Below are 20,204 nucleotides of genomic sequence, written 5' to 3'. Positions count from 1 at the left end.
AGAACGCCCCACATCTCGAGGAACAATCATGACGCTTCGACTTCAGCACAAGCCGGCAGGTCTCGAGGTGGTCTTCGAGATCAACAGCGAGATCGACGGTGGGACACGACCGGTGTGTATCGCCGAGATGGTTGTGCTCTACACGTGACCGCCGGAAACGTGCTCGATCACCACACCCGGTTCGAGGAGCGGATCGTCCGCGTCGGCTGCCACCGGATCCGGGTCAGCGTGCGCCACGGGAGCGGAGTTCCCGTGGTGTTGTGCAACGGTCTCGGCGCCGGATTGGAAATCCTCGGTCCGATCGTGGAGTCCTGGAACGCGGGGGCGACGATCGTGCGCTTCGACGTTCCCGGCGCCGGTGGGTCGCCGTCGTCGCTGGTGCCGTACGGCTTCCCGTATCTGGCATGGGTCGTGGGCCGGGTCCTCGACGCCCTCGGTTTCCGGGTCGTCGACGTCGTCGGATACTCGTGGGGCGGCGCGCTGGCTCAGCAGTTCGCCCTGCAGAATCCGCGCCGCTGCCGGCGTCTCGTGCTCGTCGCCACCAGCACCGGGGCAGTGTCCGTCCCGGGCAGTCCGCGCACCTTGGCGAAGATGCTCACCCGCCGGCGATTCGACGACGCCGCCTGGGCCGCGGCGAACGTCGCGGAACTGTACGGCGGTACCGCCCGCCCGAACGCCGGCGCGGTCGCCGGCCTGCTCGGCAGGCAGCCCCGCACGACGTCGCGAACCGGGTATCTGCAGCAACTGCTCGCCGGGGCCCTGTGGACGAGCCTGCCGCTGCTGCCGCTGATCCGGCAACCGGTCCTCGTGGTCGCCGGCACCGACGACCCGATCGTTCCCGCCGTCAATGCCCGCATCATGCACCGGCTGCTTCCCCATGCCACCCTGCATATGCACTCCGGGGGGCACATCGACGTGCTCACCGGAGCCGGCGAGGTCGTGCCGGTCATCGATGCGTTTCTCGCGACCGGATGACGGCTTCTGCGCCGCGACGGTCCGACGAGGAGGCACGTGCCGCACTTCGCTCGTCGGACCGATCCGCGGTACGTCACGAGGTTTCCGGGCCGTCGCCCTCGGGCTGGTCGTCGCCGTGGCGCCGACGCCGTTGCTCGAAGGCGCTCACCGCAGCTTCGATCGTCGGATAGAACCGCGACGTATCGAATCGGTCACCCACACCGAAGCGCACGAGCCGATCCTTGACGGGGCCTTTCATCTCTGCGAAGACGAGCCTGACGTGCTGGCTCTCCAGATACCGGTCGAGGTCGACCACTTCGTCGACGGCTGTGGTATCCAATCCGATGATCGGTTCGGCGGCGACGACGACCCATTCGACGGGCGACGCCGAGGCGTTCACCAATGAACGGACGTAGCTGTCGAACATCTCCCCGTTGGCGAAGAACAACGGAGCATCGAATCGAACGAGGACCAGACCCGGGATGCGCCGGCCCTCGGGGTGCCGGGTGATGTCGTGGAACCCGTCCCGGTCCGGAAGGGCGACCAGCTCCGTCCGATAGGGCTGCCATACTCGCACAACCACTGCCACGAAGGACAATCCGATCGCCACCAGGATGCCCTGCAGGACCCCCACCAAGGCGACGCCGACGAACGCTGCAGCGGCCAGACCCGCTTCGACGCGGCTCATCCGCCACATCCGCACCACACCGGGTACGTCGACCAGCGCCCACGCCGCGACGATCACCACCGCCCCCAGAGTGGCCTGGGGGAGATACGCGGTCACTCCGGGTGCGAGCAGAACGAACAACAGCACCGCTATGGCTCCGACGACTCCGGCCAGCTGGGTGCGGGCTCCGCTCTCCTCTGCCACCGGGGTACGGGAACCGCTGGCCGAGATCGGGAACCCACCGAACACCCCGCTGGCCACGTTCGCGACTCCGATCGCCTTCATCTCCGTACTGCCGTCGACGTTCTCGCCCCGCCGGGCTGCGAAGGTGCGCGACAGCACGCCGGAGTCGGCGAAGGCGATCAACGCGATACCCGCCGCCGGCCCCACGAGCGCGGCCACCTCATCCCAGCTCACCCCGCCGAACGACGGGAGGGGCATACCGCGTGGCAGGGCGCCGACCATGTCGATGTCGTCGGTGAGGTCGATCGCGAAGGCGACGACCATGGCTCCCCCGACCGCGACCAGAACACCCGGAACCTTGGAATGCAGCACCTTGAGCCCGATGATCACCGCCAGCGACACACCGCCCACGAGCGCCGTCGTCGGGTCGACGTCCCCGTCCAGCACCGCCCCGACGATCCCGGCGAGCTCGTCGAGAAGGCCCGAGGCGTCGACCGAGAAGCCCAGCAGCTTCGGCAGCTGCCCGACGATCACGATGAGCGCGATCGCGTTGAGATAGCCCAGGCGCAACGGCTTGGACAACAACTCGGTGACGAACCCGAGCCGCAGCAACCCTCCGAGGATCATGATCACGCCGACCAGCACCGCCAGGACGCCCGCCAGGACCAGTGCGCTTTCCGGGTCCGCGGCCACGGTCAGCGGCAACACCGCCGCAGCGATCAGCGGCGCCAGCGACGAGTCCGGTCCCAGAACGAGAATCTTGGACGGTCCCACGACGGCGTACGCGAGCAACGGCACGATGGTCGCGTACAGGCCCGCGTACGCGGGCAGCCCGGCGGCTTCGGCGTAGCCCATGCCGGCAGGAATGAGCAGTGCAGTCAGAACGAGACCGGCCGTCACATCCGAGCGCAACCATTCGCGGCGGTAACGGCGTACCGTCACGACACCGGGCAGCCCAGCCAGGGCTCGGCTGAAGGACATTCAGAGAGTATGGCACCGCAGGCCCAGTCGGAAACGCCGATTGTGGGCAACACACGCAGCGGTTGCTGCATCGGCCAGAACACCCGCGCCCATCGGTGTTCTCTCGCGCGTGTTCATACCCGCGCGGACCGCACTTTCGGGCGCGACGCGAGCAACCCACCTACGATCGATTCGAGCCGGGACGCCCGAGGGGGGAGCCATGTCCGAGATCGAGAGGCCCGAGCTGCGGGCCGCCGTCGACGAGATCCTCAACCGCCGGCCCGCCGTCGGCCTGGCGGTCGGCGTGGTCCGCGACGGAACGCTGGAGTTCTTCCACGGGCACGGCGTCGCGGACATCCCGTCGAACAGACCCGTCACCGAGGACACGATCTTCCGGATCGCATCGATCACCAAGACGTTCACGGCGATCGCGGTCATGCAGCTGTGGGAACGGGGACTCGTCGACCTCGATGCGCCCGCCGCCGACTATCTGCGCGCCTTCCGGCTGGTCCCCGCGCGGTCCGGCTGGCGGCCCGCGACGGTGCGCCACCTGCTGACCCACACCGCGGGACTCGGCGAGGTGGCGCCGGCGTCCGGCGCGCTCCGACCGAATTTCGGGGAGAACATCGAGCCCGGACGGCCACGATCCCTGGCCGAGCACTACCGAGGAAGACTGCGCATCGACGCGGAGCCCGGCACCAGGTTCCGGTACGGGAACCACTCGCACGCGACGCTCGGCCAGATGGTCGAGGACATGACCGGGCAGCCGCTGCACCGCTACCTGCGCGAGCACGTCTTCGAACCCCTCGGCATGACGAGCACCAGCCTCGTCCGGGCCGACCTGGACGCCGCACGGATCGCGACCGGCTACACCCTGCGCTCGAGCGGCCCCAGGGCGGTCCCCGAACGGGAACCGGTGACGGCGGGAGCCGGCGCGGCGTACTCGACACCCACGGACATGGCCCGCTACGTCGCGGCGCTGCTGGGCGGCGGCGCCAATGAGCACGGATCGGTGCTCGAACCCGCGACGCTCGCCACCATGTTCGCGCCCCAGTACCAGGCCGATCCGCGGCTGCCCGGCGTCGGCCTGACCTTCTTCCGCGGCGACGTGGGCGGCCACCACGTGGCCGAGCACCAGGGCATTCTGCCCGGCTTCAACTCGCAGATCACCGTCGCCCCGGGCGACGGCGTCGGGATCCTCGCCTTCACCAACGGAGCGCACCGGGCCGTGATGTGGCTGCCGGTGGAAACCGGGACGCTGCTCGGGTCCGTGCTCGGCGTTCCGGGCGAGAAGATCCGCACCGACGTTCCGCAGCGCCCCGAGGTCTGGTCCGAGATCTGCGGGTGGTACCACCTGCCCGGCCGGGTCACCGACGTCCGGGTCAGGGCCATGATCGGTGCCGGCGTCGAGGTCTTCGTCCGTCGCGGCGAACTCCTGCTCCGGTTCCTGACCCCGCTGCCTCCGCTGTACCGGGGCCTGCCGCTGCACCCCGACGACCCGGCCGATCCGTACGCGTTCCGGTTCGACCTCGGCGACGGGCTGGGCTCCAGCCGGGTCGTGTTCGGGCGCGAGCCCGGAACGGACGACATGTCCGTGCACTTCGAGCTGATGCCGCTGTCCGCCCGGAAGCGGACGCCGGCGACGAACCCGAGGTTGTGGACCGAGGGAGCGGGCGCCGTCGCCGCCGCGACGCTGCTCGTCCGCCGGGTTGCCCGGGGGCGGGGCCACTCCCCCGCACCCTGACCGGCACGGCGTCCGCCCGCACCGACCGGAGTGCCCGGCGGCGGGCAGGGGGGACGAACCGAAGCCCTGGGGTGGGTTACCGTCCGGAAGCCCCGGCGGGATGGTGGTAATGCCCCAGCCCCTTCCTCAGGAGTACACATGACCGTCCGACTTCGGGTGCGCGACATCGATGCTGTCCAACACCTCCGAGTGCCCTACATGATCGATGCCGGCACGAATGGTCTGCTGATGATCCATTCCGGATGGCTCATGTTCGATCTGTCGGCCGAGGACAGCGGCCAGCATGTCGACATCCTCTCGTTCGTCCCCTACGCCGACGACACCATCCAGACGTTCGCCCGCCAGGATGTGGCCGTGCCGATGGTGAGCGCCTCGATGACGAGCCTGCACGTTCGAGATACGGGCGCGATCCTCGCGGTCGACTCCGCCGTCGTCGGCCTGGAACAACGCCAGTTCACGGGCATCCAGGGCAGCCCGTTCGTACTGGTGATGCGCGCGAAAGCCTATGTGCGCGAAGGTGGTGTGGGACGGATGGCCTACCAGGTGACATGGCAGCTGCAACGCGACCGAACCGGGCGTGCCACCGGTCTCGGGCAGCCCATCGATCCGGGGAACACACGACCCTGACGGGTCGACGCGGTGATCCGACGGCCTCGCCCCGAGCGGCCACTTCGCCACTGCGGTATTGGCAGGGACGTGGGGGTTCGTGCCCGCATCTGCCTCACGCGAGACGCGTGCACACTCACGCAGCCATCGTCGGCGCGATCGCCTCCATCTGTTCGAGCACCAGCTTGATCGCGCCTGCCTGCCGGTCCGGCGGGTACTTGTACCGCGTGAGCAACCGCTTGATCTGCGAGCGCAACTTGGCCTTGACGTCCGCCCGCACGCGCCAGTCGGTCCTGACGTCGCGACGCATGACAGCGACGAGTTCCCGGGCGATCTGGGCGAGCACGTCGTCGCCCTGCTCGGTGACGGCGGATTCGTTCTGGGCCACGGCGTCGTAGAAGGCGAGTTCGTGCCAGTCCAGCGGCGGATCGAAGCGGCGGCCGCGGTCGCCCTCGGCCTGCACCTCCTGCGCGACCTCGACCAGCGCGGCGATCACCTCCGCGGAGGTGAGCTGCGAGTTGGTGTACTTGTTCATCAGTTCCTGCAGACGTTGTGAGAACGCTCGCTGACGTACCAGATTGTGCCGTGCAACCTTTCGCGCTTCCTCGTTGATGAGCTTGCGGAGCGCCTCGATCGCGAGGTTCGGGTTCTTCGCATGTTCGGCCCGTGCCAGGAATTCCGCATTGAGTTCGGTGAGCGACGGTCGCGGAATGCCGGCGGCGTCGTAGATGTCGAGTACCTCGCCGGATTCGACCGAGGCGGCCATGAGCTGACGCAAGGCACGCCGCACGTCCTCCGGAACAGCGAGCCCCCGCGCCTGCCGATCCTCGGCGTCGAACTTCGCCATGTAGACGCGGACTTCCTCGAAGAACTTCGCGTCGGCGGCCAGCCCTCCCAGATCGGGATGAGTGCCGCAGATCGCCCAGGCGCGGGACAGTTGGGAGGAGAATTTCCGGAAGCGGGCCGCCAGGGTCTCGTCCCCTTCCGGCACCCGGTTCTCCGGAAGCTTCGGGTCGCGCAGGTAGTTCACGGTGGCGAGCACGGCTTCGATATAGCCACGCGGTCCGGTGGCGGACCGGAGGCGCGACCGCCAGTCGAAACCGTGCAGCATGTTCACGAGCACCGTGAGCAGGTTCTTGACGGCGTCGACGGACTCCTCGATCGGCCGGCCCAGCGGTTTGGTCTCCTGATCCGTCGCCGTGTACTCGGCCAGCGCCTCAGCGAGGTTGTCGGCGACGGGCGCGTAGGCCACGAGCAGCCCGTCGCGTTTGCCGCGGAAGGTGCGGTTGACCCGGGCGAGGGCCTGCATGAGCAGCGCACCCTTCAACGGCCGGTCGAGATAGAGAGTGTGCAGCGGCGGCGCATCGAAGCCGGTGAGGAGCATGTCCTTGACGATGACGATTTCGAGCTCGTCGTCGATGTCCTTGAGCCGCTTCTTGATCGCGGCGTTCGCCGAGTCGCGGCGCACATGCCTGTCGATCGGCGGCTGATCGGCCGCGGTTCCCGAGTAGACGACTTTGATTCGCCCGCTGGAGATCTCGCCCGAGTGCCAATCCGGGCGCAGTGCGACGATCTCGTCGTAGAGATTGGCGCAGATCTCGCGGGTCGCGCACACGATCAGGGCCTTGCCGGGCGCGGTGGGGTTGTCGTCGGACCCGACGAATTTGGCCATCTGCTCGCGGCGACTCTCCCAGTGTTCGACGAGGTCGGCGGCGAGCTTGTGCAGCCGGGCCGGCGCGCCGTAGACGGCGTTGACGACCGCGACGGACTTCTCGATGCGGTCGCGGTCGGTGTCGTCGAGTCCGACGGTGAGTTCGTCGGCGGACGCGTCGATCTGCTCCTCGGTCACGTCGCCGGCGAACGCAACCTTGACCAGCCGGCTTTCGAAGTGGACCGGGACGGTGGCGCCGTCCTCGACCGCACGGGTGAGGTCGTAGACGTCGATGTAGTCGCCGAACACCGCCCGGGTGTCCCGGTCCTCGAACGAGACGGGCGTGCCGGTGAAGGCGATGAGGGTCGCGTGCGGCAGCGCGTCGCGCAGGTGACGCGCGTAGCCGTCGAGGTTGTCGTAGTGGCTGCGGTGCGCCTCGTCGACGATGACGATGATGTTGCGCCGGGCCGAGAGGAGGGGGTGGCTGTGGCCGGATTCGCGTTCGTCACGGCTGCGCCCGAATTTCTGCAGGGTCGTGAAGTAGATCCCGCCGGTTGTCCGGCCGGACAGTTCCTGTCGGAGTTCGTCACGGCGCCGGATCTGCCGCGGCTTCTCGGGCAGCAGCTGGGAGCGCAGAAACGTCTCGTAGAGCTGGCCGTCGAGTTCGTTGCGGTCGGTGATGACGACGACGGTCGGGTTGGCGAGCCGGGGGTGGCGGATCACCTGGTTCGCGTACAGCTCCATTTCCATCGACTTGCCGGAGCCCTGGGTATGCCAGACGACGCCCGCTTTGCCCTCGGAGTCGACGGCGTGCACGGTCGACGCGACGGCTTTGGTGACGGCGAAGTACTGGTGCGGTTTGGCGATGCGCTTGATCAGCCCGCCCTCGCTCTGATCGAACGCCGTGAAGTCGCGTACGAGCTGCAGGAACCGTTCGAGGTTGAACAGCCCGTACAGGGCGACGTCGAGGGCGGTGTGGTCGCCGGTGGGTTCGATCGGGCGGCCGTCGTCGTCGACGTTCCAGGGGGAGAAGTGTTCGTACGGGGTGAAGGGCGTCCCGTACTTGGCGGTGATGCCGTCGGAGACGAGCGCGACGACGGCGAAGCGGAACGGGAGCGGGAACTCCCGTAGGTAGGTGTGCAGCTGGGCGTGGGCACCGTTGAGCCCGGCATGCTCGCTGCCGGCGTTCTTCAGTTCGATCACCGCGACAGGCATCCCGTTGAGGTACAGAACCACGTCGAAGCGGCGCTCGTGGTCGCCGCGGATAACGGTCACCTGACGCGCGGCGAGCCAGTCGTTGTCGTCCGGGTCCACGGAAATCAGGCGGATCGTGGGTGTGACCTCCACGCCGCTGTCGTCGACATAGTTGATCTTGCGCAAGCCTTCGGTGAGGTATGCGTGCACGGCGCGATTCTCGGAGATCGCGTCGGTGGATCCGGCGGTGGTGACCACGTCCACGGCCTGCTCGACGTCGCGTTCTGGGACGAGATCAACCCCGGCAACACCGTCACGATGCCGGTCGTGTTCGACATGCCGGTCGATGCGGTTCCCGCCTCGATCGAACTGCACGACTCCATGTTCTCCGGCGGAGTCACCGTCTCCCTGCGGTGACGTCCCCGGGGCCGGTGCGCCCGCGAGGGGTCGGGCGCACCGGAATTTCCCACCTTCGGAGCGAGCGAATGTATCGCTCACCTCCTCAGATCGACGGAACGACACATTCGCTCGTTCCGGCGCTCCCAACTTCCAAGAAGGGCATGACGATGTCGGACGACAAGACGCCCGCACCCGCCGGCTGGTACCCCGATCCGAACGGGGGCCAGCGTTACTGGGACGGCACCCGGTGGCTGGACTTCCCTGGTTCCGGCGCCGTCGACGGCAAGAAGCGCCGAATCAGGAAGAAGCCGCTCCTGATCGTGCTGGCAGTCCTGCTGCTCGCCGTGGGGGGTGGGGCGCTCACCTGGAAGCTCAATCACGACGCCCAGGTTGCGGCACAGGTCGCGGCGGCAGAGGAAGCTGCACAGCGCGAAGCGGAACGCCTGGCCGCCGAGAAGGCGGCGCAGCAGCAGCGCGACGACGCCGAGCGCGCCTCCCGCGCGCGATCCGTCTCGGAGATCGAGTCGAGTGTGGAGCAGATGGCGAACAAGCACATCGACAACGGAATGTTCGACGGGCCGGTGATCGAGGTGACCTGCTCACCCGTCAACGGCGGGTCCACCGACAACCTCACCGAGACGACGACGGTGTTCGAGTGCTTCGTCGCGACCGAGGACAACGGCGACGGCACGATGAGCGGGTACAAGTACCACGCGACGATGAACTGGACGACGGGCAGTTTCACCTACGGGTTCGGGGCGCCGTAGCGACGACGACAGCCGCACGCTTCGGCGTCCTGTCGCGCCTCAGGGCGTTACGCCCGTCCCTCCACACCTGCTCCGGACATCGACAACGAAAGCGACGGTTGTCGATGTCCGGCGTTGTCCAGCCTGCGAGGTGAGCGGAGGAGAACCGAGCTCAGTGCCCCAGCCCCAGCGTGGCGCTCAGTTCGGGGATCCGGGTCGCCAAGGCGGAGTAGACGAGACGGTCGTTCACCTTGTCGTAGTGGTGCGCGATCAGGTTTCGCATCCGTCCGATCGCCACCCAGTCGACGCCGGGGAACTCGGACTTGAACGTCTCCGGCAGCTTCTCGACGACCGTGGCCACCTGGATCAGGATGTGCCGACCGTTGTTCCGCAGCACGCGCCCGTAGGGACTGTCCTCCAGGTAGGCATCCAGACCGAGTCCCACCGTGTAGGCGGCATCCGCCGCGAAGTCGGCAAGGTCCTGTAAACGACGGCGAACACGCTCGTCCGCATTCTCCTCCGACGTCACAGCTTCTCCGATGTCACAGCGCCACGGCTTCCTCCCGGGCCCGGTCCCCCACGCGCCCCCCGGCTCGCCCGTCGACGATCTCGACCCGCACGGTGAGCAGGTCTTCCAATGCTTGCTGCAACCCGAGGAGGTCGACGATGTCGTGGCGATCGCTGAAATCCACGATGAGGTCGATATCCGAGGCGAAGTCGTCGTCGCCGCGCGCCACAGATCCGAACACCCTCGGGTTCGGCAGTCCCGCCTCGGCGAAGAGTTCGCGCACTTCTTCACGTCGGGCTGCCAGAGCCTCGGAGGGGCGAACGGGCAGGGCTGCCGTCAGCGCCGAACGGGCCGGCTCGGACGGCTGCCGTCGTCCGGTCTCGATTGCGGCGATCAGAGGCTGCTTGATGCCGGAGCGCTCGGCGAGCTCCCGCTGCGAGAGACCCAGAATCCCCCGCCGGATGCGAACGAAGTCACCGAAGCCGACGGCCACGACATCACGATAACAGATATTGTTATCGCTTGAAGCGATGTGGGCCGGACGCGGCCCATGCCCCGCGGGGAGTCACGGGTTCGCTCGGATGTGCAGTTCTCGTGACGACACGCCGGGTAGTTTCAGGAAGCCAACGCAACACCCCTAGTCGAAGGGTGTGTTGGTGACGAGGAAGATTCCCTGGGAGACACGAGCAGCGGCATATCGGGGGTTGGCCCGTGGTCGATCCGCGTTGGAGCTCGGCGATACTCTGGGCGTGTCGAGAACGACGGTGAACCGGTGGGCTGAGCGTGCGGGCATGGAGATCTGCCTGGGGCATGTCGGCGGTGTGAAGCCGGTGCCGATGGACGCCGAGCCACCACGGACACCGGGTAGGTCCTACCGTCGGCTCACACTGGCGGACAGGTCGTTCATCCAGGCCGCGCTGTCGCTGCCCCAACCGCTGTCGATACGCGCGATCGCTGCGGAACTGGGAAGGGCTCCGTCGACGATCGCGCGGGAGCTCGAGGCACACAGCGTCACGGACTGGGGAGAGAGCCACTACGACGCGGAACTCGCCCACTACCGGGCGTTGACGCAGCGCCCCCGTCCACGACCGGCCAAGCTCGCCGGCCCAGCCCTGCGAGGCCGGGTCGTGGCACTGTTGAATCACCGGTTCTCTCCGCAGCAGGTCGCGGCGGAACTGCAGATCCTGTTCCCCGAGCAGCCGGAGATGCACGTGTCCCACGAGACGATCTACCAAGCCCTCTACGTGCAGGGCAAAGGAACGTTGCGGCACGAGTTGACCGTGGTCAAGGCACTGCGATCCGGGCGCACCACCCGGGTGCCCCGGTCGAAGCTGCCGGCCCGCAGCAAACGGCCGTGGCTCGAGGGGGCGCTGTTGAGCGACCGCCCGGCCGAGGTGGCCGACCGGGCGGTGCCGGGGCATTGGGAAGGCGATCTGGTGGTAGGACCGGACAATTCCGGGATCGTCACCCTGGTCGAACGGTCGACCCGGTACACGCTGCTCGGGCGGCTTCCCGGCACTCGCGACAGCACCACGGTCATCGACGTGCTCACTCGTATGATCGAGGGCCTGCCCGCCGAGCTGACCCGCACGATCACCTGGGACCAAGGCAACGAGATGGCCTCGCACGCGCAGTTCACCGTCGCCACGGGCTGTCGGGTGTTCTTCTGCGATCCGCATTCGCCGTGGCAGCGCGGCACCAACGAGAACACCAACGGTCTGATCCGGGACTTCTATCCCAAGGGCACGAATTTCAACGAGGTCAGCGACGCCGATCTCGCCGAAACTCAACGCCTGCTCAACCTCCGGCCCCGGCAAACCCTCGGGTGGCGAAAGCCGTGTGACAGACTGGCCGAACTGATCGCAGGTGTTGCACTGGCTTCCTGAAACTGCCCCGGGCAACGTCCACGAGAACTGCGCGCTCGGCACAGTGCCGCTCAACCGAAGTTCACCTGACGACGAGCGTTCGCCAGGCACGTGACGGCGCCCGTCCCGAACGGACCGAACCGGTCGAACAGCACCGACGTGCCCACCGCGACGCCGGCGGCGCTGAGGTGGTGATCGGCTTCGACGCCGACCTCGGTGCCGACGGGCAGCCGCGAGAGGGTCAGCGTGAGGTCGCCGTTGATGAAGCCGACGCCCTCGTCGCTCCAGTTGGCCATGAAACTGGTGCCCTCGCCGACGACCGCGGTCCGCACGAACGGCGACATCTCCTCCCCCACGATCACCGGAATCTGCCGGGACCACATGCGTTTCCGGCTCGCGTTCTGATGCTCGGACCGCACCTGCGACCAGCCCTCAGGGTGCGCGTCGCTGCCGAACCAGGTGGGTGCGAATCCCGCCTCCGGGCCGTCGAGTGCTTCGGCGGGCGGCGTCGGGTGCTCGTCACGGGTCCAGACGGTGCCCGGCGGCTGCTCGGATGGACGCAGGTAGACGACGGTCCCGCGGGCGGTGACGTCGTCGCCCTGGATCAGGTAGGCGTCGGCGACGCGGATGCGGTTGCCGTCTCGCACGCGGGTCGTCTCGAACCGGACGGGCGCGTTCTGCACCGGCCTGAACAGGTCGACGGTGAGCCGGGCGGGGACGAACCCGTCGGGACCGTGGTCCTTGTCGAGTTCCCGGGCGAGCAGGCCGGTCACGCACGGTCCGGCCAGCATCGTCGACGACCAGGGGCTGACGGCGTACTTCGTGGGAAGGTACGTGCCGTCCGATTCGGTGAAGTATCCGCGCATGGAGTCAGGCATGCTCGGATTCTCGCAGCACTCGTTTCCTCAGCGAACGTCCCGGTCAGGTTCCGATGTCCTCACTCGTCCCGCGATGCCGTAGCCACACCATCGCCGCACCGCAGGCCAGGATGGCGGCGGTCGACGCGCCCACCGACGTCCACGTCCACGCACCCGGACTCCACCCGGCTGCGTCGTCTGTGAGCGGAGTGTAGGCCGTCCACCCGAACTGGGCGACCAGCGGCAGCGCCAGCACCGCCGGCAGAGCCAGCGAGGTGGCGGTCACGGGCGCCGTCGACGGCAGGGACGCGACGATCGTGTATGCGGCGGCGAACGGCACCACGAGGATCGTCGCCGCGAAGTTCACGTTGTCCCACGGCGGACGATCGACGATCCCGGAAGCCGCGACGAGCGCGAGCAGCCCCACGCCCACCAGGGGCATCGGCCTGCGGCGACCCAGCCATACACCAACGGCCACGAGAACCGGCCCGATCAGCAGTGCCGGCCACGCGGCCGGCGACCACAAGACGGTGCCGCCCACGGCGACGACCACCGCCGTCGCCGCCAGGAGCACCGCCCCCGTTCGTCCCCGCAGCCACAGCGCCGCGGCGACGAGCACAGGCACCGCCACCAGACCCCACAGCCACCGACCCTCCCCGAGGTCGTCCAGGGAGAACAGCGCGTGGTGGAACGACCAGTACAGTCCCGCCCCGAGGATCGGCACACCGATCCCGACGGCCACCTCCCGCCCACGCGCCCGGGCGACCGGCGCCGTGTCGTTTCGGGCGGTCAGCGCCACCACCCCTGCCGCAACGGCGGTGACGATCGCCAGCGACAGCCACACGGCATTGACCGGCTGAACGCTCGCTGCAAGGTAGGACGCGTACCGCTGAGGCGCCGAGTCCAGCTCCCGGAACTGCGCAAGCGGCTCGGCCGTCAGCAGCCCGGCGACCACCACTCCGGGCAGGGCGGCGTGCAGCTTCTCGGCGCCCAGCACGACGAGCGCGCCGAGCAGCAGGCCCGCCCCGATCGTCGCGACGTACATGTCGAACCGCCACCCTCCCGGCAGCGCGACGACGGCCACGACCATCGCGCCGACCAGGGCGGTCGCGAGCACGCGCCGGCGAATCGCTGTCGCCACGGCCAGTGCCGCGAGCCCTCCGGCTCCGGCGGCAGCGACATCGGAGGTGAACACCGGGCCGGGCAGCAACCCGTCGGCCAAGGGATAGGTGTCGACGCTCGGGGCAGCCAGCACCAGCCCCGCAGTGAACCCGCCGACGACAAGAAGGACATATCGGAAAATTGACGCCACGCCCTACCATCGCCGGGCGTCCCACCTCGGGCGTGCTCGACGCGCCGGCCTCTCTTCGGATTTCGCCACGCGCGCCCCAGAATCCGAACGCGCGTTCGAGTTGACGGCACGCGTCGGCCGTGCCACCATCCCTCCATTGGCCTGAAAACAGGTCGACCCCGGCAGGTGTTGCAGCACCGCACCGGGGTCTGGGCACACGACAGAAAGAGCTGTCATGCACCGTAGGGTGGAGTCTATCCACACGCCCGGCAGGGGCGTGTATCCGCAACCGCGCGCACGTTCCGTCGCGCCGATCTCACACCGCCGCGCCCGGTCGACGTCCTGACGCACGAGCCCCTCGGCTTCGAGGGGCTCGTCGTGCATCGCTGTTCCCGGTGTGCGCAACGGTAACCGAGACACACCGGTCCACGTCGCTACTCTCCCGTGGTCCGACGTCAGCGCACGGACGCTGCGAGCGCGACTTCGTCGTGCTCGAAACCGACTGGGCACCAGTACCTTTGTCCCCGTAGCTGGTGGCGGGGCACCTGATCGCGCGGGTCGACACGTTCGTTCGGGTCCAGCACAGCCGCACGTCGCCCGCGACGTGGGGCCGAAAGTGCTGGCCGAGAAGGTCTATCGGGGTATGGCGACCGGGCAGCGTTGGGGAAGGGGCCGAAAGGCTCAGGGACCCGTAGGGTCTCCGCTCGGTCGAGGACAGTCGCCCGCAGGGCGTCCGTCTCCTCGAAGCGTCCTGCGCCGCGGCACGTTCACCTACGCCACAACCGAGGCGCGCGATCTATCCGGCGGAAATGTCGGCACCCAGGAAGTCTTCGAGTGCCCGCACGACCTCGGCCGTCTGCTCGTCGTGCGGGTTGTGCCCGGCCCGGTCGATGATCCGAAGGCGCGCACCGGGAATGCCGGCGGCCAGCTCCCGCTGGCACTCCGGCGGGAACACGAAGTCCTCGCGCCCGGCCACGACGAGCGTGGGCGCGGTGATCCCACCGAGACGATCGGTGACCGTCCAGTCCTTCAGCAGATGCCGGCCGGCGAAGATGAGCGGCGCCGGCCGCAGCCTCGAACGCCACGCTCCGCTGCTCAGCTCGCGAGCCAGTATGTCGAGGCCGGAACGGTAGAAGTATGCGTCCCCGATCTGCGCGAAGATCGGGAAGTACTCGCGGGGAGTGAACTCGCCGGTGAACCACCGCCGCGCCAGCTCCGCCTTCTCCCGGCTGTAGCCGCGTTCGAGGAGCACCTTCGGAACGTTCTGGCGCTCCCAGTGACTGTCGGCGCCGGTGTCGAGCAGCACGAGATGCGAGACCCGCTCGGGGTAGCGCAGAGCGTACTCGAGCGCGACCTGCCCGCCGAACGAATGCCCGAGCACCGCCCACCGCTCGAAACCGAGACTCTCGCGCAGGGCGTCGGCATCCGCGGTGAGGTTCTCCCACGTCATCGTTTCGACGGGTGCACCGATCGAGCGCCCGTTGCAGCGGTGGTCGTAGAACACCAACGTGAACCGGTCCGCGCACTGCCGGAAGGCTTGCATCGTCCACATGTCCGCCGACGGTCCGCCGTGCATGACCACCAACGGAGGTCCCTGCCCGACCACGTCGACGTAGAGGGAGGTGTCCCGGATCGGGACCCGGCCGGGCCGGACGCGGTGCAGGCTGCCGCGCCATTTCACCACCGCCGACGAAGGACCACGCGAGTCGCGTCCTCGCGCCTCTCCTGTCGCCGTGTTCGAATCTGTTGCCCGCGAGTTATTTTCGATTCTTCTTTTGAGGACCACCAGCATGCGCGCCTGCATGATCCACACGACCGGGGGGAAGATTCCGGAGTAGACGAGGCGCGTAATCCATCGCGGTCGGCCCGCCTGATATCCGCTGATGACGAGGCGGGTGCGCCCGCGGGGCAGCTCCTTCAGCTGGAAGCCCCACAGTCCTTCCAGATAGCCGGACGGTCGCGGCTGCCCGGGGTCGAGGGTGCGGCCCCGCAGATCGATCAGCCCGTACAGCCCGAGGAAACGGTTCGGCTCGATCCGCGCGACCTTGTACGCGTCCATCGGTCCCGCGCCGGGCGCCCAGTACTTCAGCTGGTCGCCGGGCCGGATGTCCTGCCATTCCGGATGCACTTCCCGGGCGCTCGGGCGACCGGCATTGTCCAGGTGATCCCAGGAGTACCACCCACCGCGGTCCCAGCCCATCTGCACCAGCCACGGCCAGACCTGCTCGGGCGGCGCGTCGATGGTGACGGCCATCGCCCCCGATCGCTCCCCGTCGGGAACCAGGTCGGCGCCGGGGAACGGCCCGCTGATCTCCTCGTCGGTGGCGCCCCACCGCACGAGCCGGGGGCGCACGAGGCTCCCGTAGACCACGGCCGTCGCCGCGCCCGCCACCGCAATCTTCGGTGCGACTGCCATACGTCCAGCGTGCGCCGGGTTCCGGTGCTTCACAAGAGGCCGGCGACCCTCACATCTACCGCGACACGGTCAGTCGTCACCATCGAGCAGCTCGTGCGGCTGCCTCTCGCCTGAATCCCGCCGTTCCATCGCATCGAGCGTACGCCGGGCGTTCGCTGGTGAGCGCATCAGGTAAACGGTCTCGCGGAGCGACTCGAACACCCCGGGAGACGATCGCCACCGGCTCATCGCCCAAGCGGTGATCACGATTTCCTCTCGGTAGGCGGTGATGCGGCGTCCCGTCGCCGAACCACACGCGATCGGATCGCGGCCTCTCCCGGCGTAGTGTCAATTTCCCTCGGGAATCAGCCTTCTCAGCGCCTCGCGAGTCGGCTCGTCGGTGGAATAGATGACGGTGCCGATCATGCCCCGCGTCAGGAGAACCTTGTACACGTTTCGCACCAGACGATCGAATCGAATATCGCTGATCTTCTTCGCATTTCTGAAGTCGGGATCCTTGTTGGCCGTACGGACCGAAACGAATCCTCCGTCCCGCCACACCAGGTCCGGTCCGAGGATGACGCCGTTCCAGTCGTATTCGAAACCCTGCGCGGTGTAGACACAGCCGACCTGCCCGAAACCCCCGTCCTCGGTGGCCCACAGTGCGGCCGGCGGCGCGTCGCCGGTGCGGCGTTCGCTCTTGCTGTTCCACGGCCGTGCCCACGCGCCGATCTGCACATCCGGGACGAGACGGCCGTCCTTGTCGGGGTTGCTCCACGGCCAGCAGTACCCCGCCGTCATGCGTGCCGAGTATCCGCGGTCGCGCTGCTGCTCGAGCAGGAACTCGAGCTCCTCCGGGGAATCGGCCACGCGCACCGCGAACTGCGGATCCCCCGACCACCGCACCGGGCCACCCTCGACGAGACCGAGCAGACGCTTGACCCACAGCACGTACTCCTCGCTGCCTCCGCAGCGGAACTGCTCCCCGAGGTGCACGTGATGGGTTTCGAGTCCGAGCGTCGCGGCGTAGCGCTCGATCTGTTCGAGCGAGCCGAGTTCACCCGGCCGCACCACCTGGTGCTCGTCGAGCAGGAACACCGGGACGCGCGCCGCCGAGATGAGTTCGTCGATCTGCGGTCGATCGGTGCGCAGCTCGGCGCGGGTGTACCGATCGACGGAGGTCTCACGGATTCGGTGCGCCTCGTCGAGGATCAGCACGTCGAGGCCGTTGCGTTCGGCCGACATGAACTGGTTGAAGTACTTGAACATCTTCTGCACCCGCGGGGCGCGCGCCCCGGCGACCTTGCGCAGGGTCTGGGTGAACGAACGCGACCCGGTGGCATGCAGGACGGTGCGGCCACGGCGGGCCAGCTCGCCGAGCAGGGACAGCGCGATCACGCTCTTGCCACTGCCGGGTCCCCCGGTGACGATGACGACGCGCTTGCGGTCCGCGGCGCGGGACATCTCGACCTCGTGCAGCACCAGGTCCACGGCCAACTGCTGATTGCCGAGCAGATGGAACTGCGGCCGGTCGCGCACCTCGGCGGCGGCGACCTTCAGCAGCTGCTGGGACGGTGCGACCGCGGACTTCAAGAGTGTGTCGCCTGCGGTGTGCCCGGACACCGGGGCGAGCCGGGTGCGGAGAAAGTCGATCATGTCGCCGCGGTCGGCGGCGGTGAACAACCGGCCGGTGATCCCGCCCGGATAGGCGCGCAGCTCCGCCACCGCGGACGGATCGGTGGCGTTGTGCAGATACGCGAGTCCCGCGAGGGCATCGGGCTGATCCGCGACAGCGTGCGCGAAATCGCTCAGGTAGTCGCAGTACCCCTTGACCTGCGCGACGGGATGCAGCCTCGGCCCGCCCGGCATTCCCGCCACCTCGACGAGTTCGGGATTGTCTTCGAAGCGCCGCGCGGCCGACCACTGCTTCAGCTCCACCACGACATACGACACGGCCCCGGTGGCCGGATGAGTGCCGGCGAGCACCACGTCGGCACGCTGCGAGGTGAGCGGCAGATGGTACTCGAGCAGCATCTCGACATCGCCGAGGCCGGCATCGACGAGATCCTGCGCAAGCACCGGCAGGCTTCGGCTCCACGACTTCTGTTCGGCCTGACTGGGACGATGACCGGTGCGAAACAGCATCTGCTCCAACAACTGCTCCGCCAGCGAATCGGGCCGATCCAACTCGGCGATCCGGCGGGCAGATGTACGAAGCAGCGTCACGGTCAGGTCCCCTGGGCAGCACGAATTCAGTCGTGCGGGTGGGGACATGTCCGGGACCGCTCATCGCAGCGGAAGTCCGTCGGGCCGCAGTGGAGAGGCTAGCGGAGGGCTGCTCCCCGATGACACCGGCAGGGTCACCCGTCCGGCAGGATGAGCACATGATGTCGCTTCTCGCCGCGCCCCTCGGAGCCGCCCGCATCGCCCTGGACCGGACCGTGGAGGTCGCCGAGTTCGCGGTGTCAGTTCCCGGGCGGGTCACGAGCCTGTTCGAGGCCACCGAGGCGCTCGTCGCCCGCGTCGACGACGTGGTCACCGACGCCCGCGCGATCGTCGCGCGCATCGATGAGGTCGTCACCGACGCCCGCGCCGCCGTCGGCCGGGTCGACGAGGTCATCGACAGCAGCTCGACGGTGGTCGGCGACGCCGCGGCCGTGGCCCACCGGGCGCAGGATGTGGTGTCGTCCGCCGGCCGCACGTCCGACGCGGCCGGCGAACTGCTCGACACCTACGCGCCGATGGCGACGCGGGCCGCGCCGCTCGCGGGCCAGTTCATCGAGGAACTCAGCGCCGAGGAGGTCCACGCGGCCGTCGTCCTGCTCGATCAGCTGCCGGAGCTCGCGGACCGGATGACGGCCCTGATGCCGATCCTGGGCACGCTCGAGAGCGTCGCCCCGGAGATCCACGAGCTGCTGGGCGTCGCGAAGGACGTGCGGCAAGCGATCGTCGGCGTCCCGGGATTCAACTTCCTGCGCCGTCGCGGCGAGGACAAGGAGAACGGCGACGACGACTGACGATCACGGCTGGACGAGGATCTTGACGTTCTCCTCCTTGTTGGTGATCAGTTCCTCGAAGCCGTCCTTGACGATGTCGTCGAGCCCGATCCGGCCGGTGATGAACTGGTAGGGGTCGACCTTGCCGGAGGCGATCATCTCGATCGTGGCGGGATGATCGTTCGCGTAGGCGAGGCTGCCGAGCAGGTTGACCTCGCGGAAGACGAGGTCGTTCATGGCAACGCTCGCCTCGTGGCCCCAGATCGCGACGTTCACGCACGTGCCGCCCGCCCGGGTGGACTGGATAGCGGTCTTCAGGACCGCGTCGATGCCGGCGCATTCGAAGGAGACGTCGGCGCCACGGCCGCCGGTCAGCTCCAGCACCTGCTCGGTGACGTCGCCGTCGCGCGGGTCGATGATGTGGTCCGCCCCGGCCGGCTCGGCCTTCTTCTTCCGCACCTCGGCCGGTTCGACGACGATGATCTGCTCGACGCCCGCCGCGCGCAGCGCCGAGGTGGTGACGAGCCCGATCGGCCCGGCCCCGAACACGAGCGCCGAGTGGCTCGGCCGCGCACCCGAGAGCCGCACGGCGTGGTACGCGACGGCGAGCGGTTCGACGAGGGCGCCGACGTCGGTGCCGAGTTCGCCGAGCGGATGAATCCAGCGCCGCTCGGCGACGACGTACTGCGAGAAGCCGCCGCCGTATCCGGACAGGCCCACGAATCCCAGTGTGCTGCACACGTTGTAGCGGCCGTTGCGGCAGGCGTCGCAGCGGCCGCAGATGATGTACGGCTCGACGACCACCCGGTCGCCCACCCGCACGTCGTCCACGCCGTCGCCCACTTCCGCGACGACACCGGCGAACTCGTGACCGAGGGTGATCGGCACGGTCTCGCCGGTGATGGGGTGCGGTGCGCCGGCGGGCGGGGCGAAGATCGGGCCCTCGAGGTACTCGTGCAGGTCGGTGCCGCAGATACCGCACCACTCGACCTCGACCTTGACGGTTCCGGGCCGGGTCGCCGGTTCGGGGACATCCTCGACCCGGATGTCCCCGGGGCCGTGGAAGCGGGCTGCCTTCATGGGTCGATCTCCTCGCTGTACGGGCGTCGGACCTGTTCGGCCATGTCCGACGCGGGACCATCCGGGTGCGCCGCTACCGAGGCCGGCGCGTGATCCAGAACACAGCGC

At 68.5% G+C, this 20,204-nt stretch carries 14 protein-coding genes and 2 pseudogenes; 7 read left to right on the top strand and 9 right to left on the bottom strand.

The genetic code is table 11. The features are described 5' to 3' along the window. Positions 1-144 precede the first annotated feature (144 nt). Positions 145-975 carry an alpha/beta fold hydrolase gene (locus A4U64_RS00655; protein ID WP_065921977.1) on the top strand — a complete coding sequence of 277 codons (831 nt, stop codon included), beginning with the start codon at positions 145-147 and terminating at the stop codon, positions 973-975. 73 nt (positions 976-1,048) lie between these two features. Here A4U64_RS00655 and A4U64_RS00650 read toward each other — a convergent pair whose 3' ends face one another. Then, a complete protein-coding gene (locus A4U64_RS00650) occupies positions 1,049-2,785 on the bottom strand; it encodes a SulP family inorganic anion transporter (RefSeq protein WP_065921976.1) in 1,737 nt (578 codons plus the stop codon). A 199-nt stretch (positions 2,786-2,984) separates the two neighbouring features. Between A4U64_RS00650 and A4U64_RS00645 the strand changes: the two genes are divergently transcribed. Beyond that, a complete protein-coding gene (locus A4U64_RS00645) occupies positions 2,985-4,508 on the top strand; it encodes a serine hydrolase domain-containing protein (protein ID WP_065921975.1) in 1,524 nt (507 codons plus the stop codon). Between the two features lie 138 nt (positions 4,509-4,646). Continuing rightward, on the top strand, positions 4,647-5,135 hold the full coding sequence (locus tag A4U64_RS00640; protein ID WP_006939926.1) for a hypothetical protein: 489 nt from the start codon (positions 4,647-4,649) through the stop codon (positions 5,133-5,135). Positions 5,136-5,250: 115 nt separating this feature from the next. Here A4U64_RS00640 and A4U64_RS00635 read toward each other — a convergent pair. After that, positions 5,251-8,238, bottom strand: a pseudogene (locus A4U64_RS00635) (type I restriction endonuclease subunit R); the annotation flags it as partial. On the opposite strand from A4U64_RS00635, the pseudogene A4U64_RS28095 reads away from it, so the two are divergent. Beyond that, positions 8,233-8,376: pseudogene (locus A4U64_RS28095) on the top strand (DUF4352 domain-containing protein); the annotation flags it as partial. The pseudogenes A4U64_RS00635 and A4U64_RS28095 overlap by 6 nt on opposite strands. Before the next feature lie 143 nt (positions 8,377-8,519). Continuing rightward, the gene (locus tag A4U64_RS00630; protein ID WP_231772376.1) at positions 8,520-9,125 is read left to right on the top strand and encodes a DUF2510 domain-containing protein; all 606 of its coding nucleotides are present in this window, start codon (positions 8,520-8,522) and stop codon (positions 9,123-9,125) included. A 151-nt stretch (positions 9,126-9,276) separates the two neighbouring features. On the opposite strand, the gene A4U64_RS00625 is transcribed toward A4U64_RS00630, so the two are convergent. Both A4U64_RS00625 and A4U64_RS00620 read right to left on the bottom strand, forming a co-directional pair. Then, entirely contained in the window at positions 9,277-9,633 is a 357-nt protein-coding gene (locus tag A4U64_RS00625) for a HepT-like ribonuclease domain-containing protein (RefSeq protein WP_050036019.1), read from the bottom strand. A 13-nt stretch (positions 9,634-9,646) separates the two neighbouring features. Beyond that, entirely contained in the window at positions 9,647-10,105 is a 459-nt protein-coding gene (locus A4U64_RS00620) for an XRE family transcriptional regulator (RefSeq protein ID WP_006939934.1), read from the bottom strand. Positions 10,106-10,268: 163 nt separating this feature from the next. On the opposite strand from A4U64_RS00620, the gene A4U64_RS00615 reads away from it, so the two are divergent. Beyond that, complete coding sequence (locus tag A4U64_RS00615) at positions 10,269-11,498, top strand: IS30 family transposase (protein WP_232334099.1); 1,230 nt, start codon at positions 10,269-10,271, stop codon at positions 11,496-11,498. Between the two features lie 50 nt (positions 11,499-11,548). On the opposite strand, the gene A4U64_RS00610 is transcribed toward A4U64_RS00615, so the two are convergent. From A4U64_RS00610 to A4U64_RS00590, 4 genes are all read right to left on the bottom strand, one after another. Further along, positions 11,549-12,355, bottom strand: a complete 807-nt coding sequence (locus A4U64_RS00610) for an acyl-CoA thioesterase domain-containing protein (protein ID WP_029546446.1) — start codon at positions 12,353-12,355, stop codon at positions 11,549-11,551. Between the two features lie 43 nt (positions 12,356-12,398). Beyond that, a complete protein-coding gene (locus A4U64_RS00605; protein WP_065921973.1) occupies positions 12,399-13,646 on the bottom strand; it encodes a hypothetical protein in 1,248 nt (415 codons plus the stop codon). A gap of 775 nt (positions 13,647-14,421) precedes the next feature. Next, positions 14,422-16,041 (bottom strand): alpha/beta fold hydrolase, encoded by a 1,620-nt coding sequence (locus A4U64_RS00600; protein WP_065921972.1) that lies wholly within the window; start codon positions 16,039-16,041, stop codon positions 14,422-14,424. A 327-nt stretch (positions 16,042-16,368) separates the two neighbouring features. Beyond that, positions 16,369-18,246 carry a DUF2075 domain-containing protein gene (locus A4U64_RS00590; RefSeq protein WP_065921970.1) on the bottom strand — a complete coding sequence of 626 codons (1,878 nt, stop codon included), beginning with the start codon at positions 18,244-18,246 and terminating at the stop codon, positions 16,369-16,371. Positions 18,247-18,404: 158 nt separating this feature from the next. Here A4U64_RS00590 and A4U64_RS00585 point away from each other — a divergent pair, with 158 nt between their 5' ends. Next, complete coding sequence (locus A4U64_RS00585) at positions 18,405-19,037, top strand: hypothetical protein (protein WP_006939950.1); 633 nt, start codon at positions 18,405-18,407, stop codon at positions 19,035-19,037. Between the two features lie 3 nt (positions 19,038-19,040). Here the strand turns inward: A4U64_RS00585 and A4U64_RS00580 are convergent, their stop codons facing one another. Then, the gene (locus A4U64_RS00580) at positions 19,041-20,096 is read right to left on the bottom strand and encodes a 2,3-butanediol dehydrogenase (RefSeq protein WP_065921969.1); all 1,056 of its coding nucleotides are present in this window, start codon (positions 20,094-20,096) and stop codon (positions 19,041-19,043) included. Between the last annotated feature and the right edge of the window lie 108 nt (positions 20,097-20,204).

The sequence above is a fragment of the Rhodococcus sp. WB1 genome (assembly GCF_001700945.1).
In the GTDB taxonomy this organism is placed as follows: domain Bacteria; phylum Actinomycetota; class Actinomycetes; order Mycobacteriales; family Mycobacteriaceae; genus Rhodococcus; species Rhodococcus aetherivorans.
The sequence above is the reverse complement of the archived record's forward strand: the minus strand, read 5'-3'. Positions and strand labels throughout refer to the sequence as shown.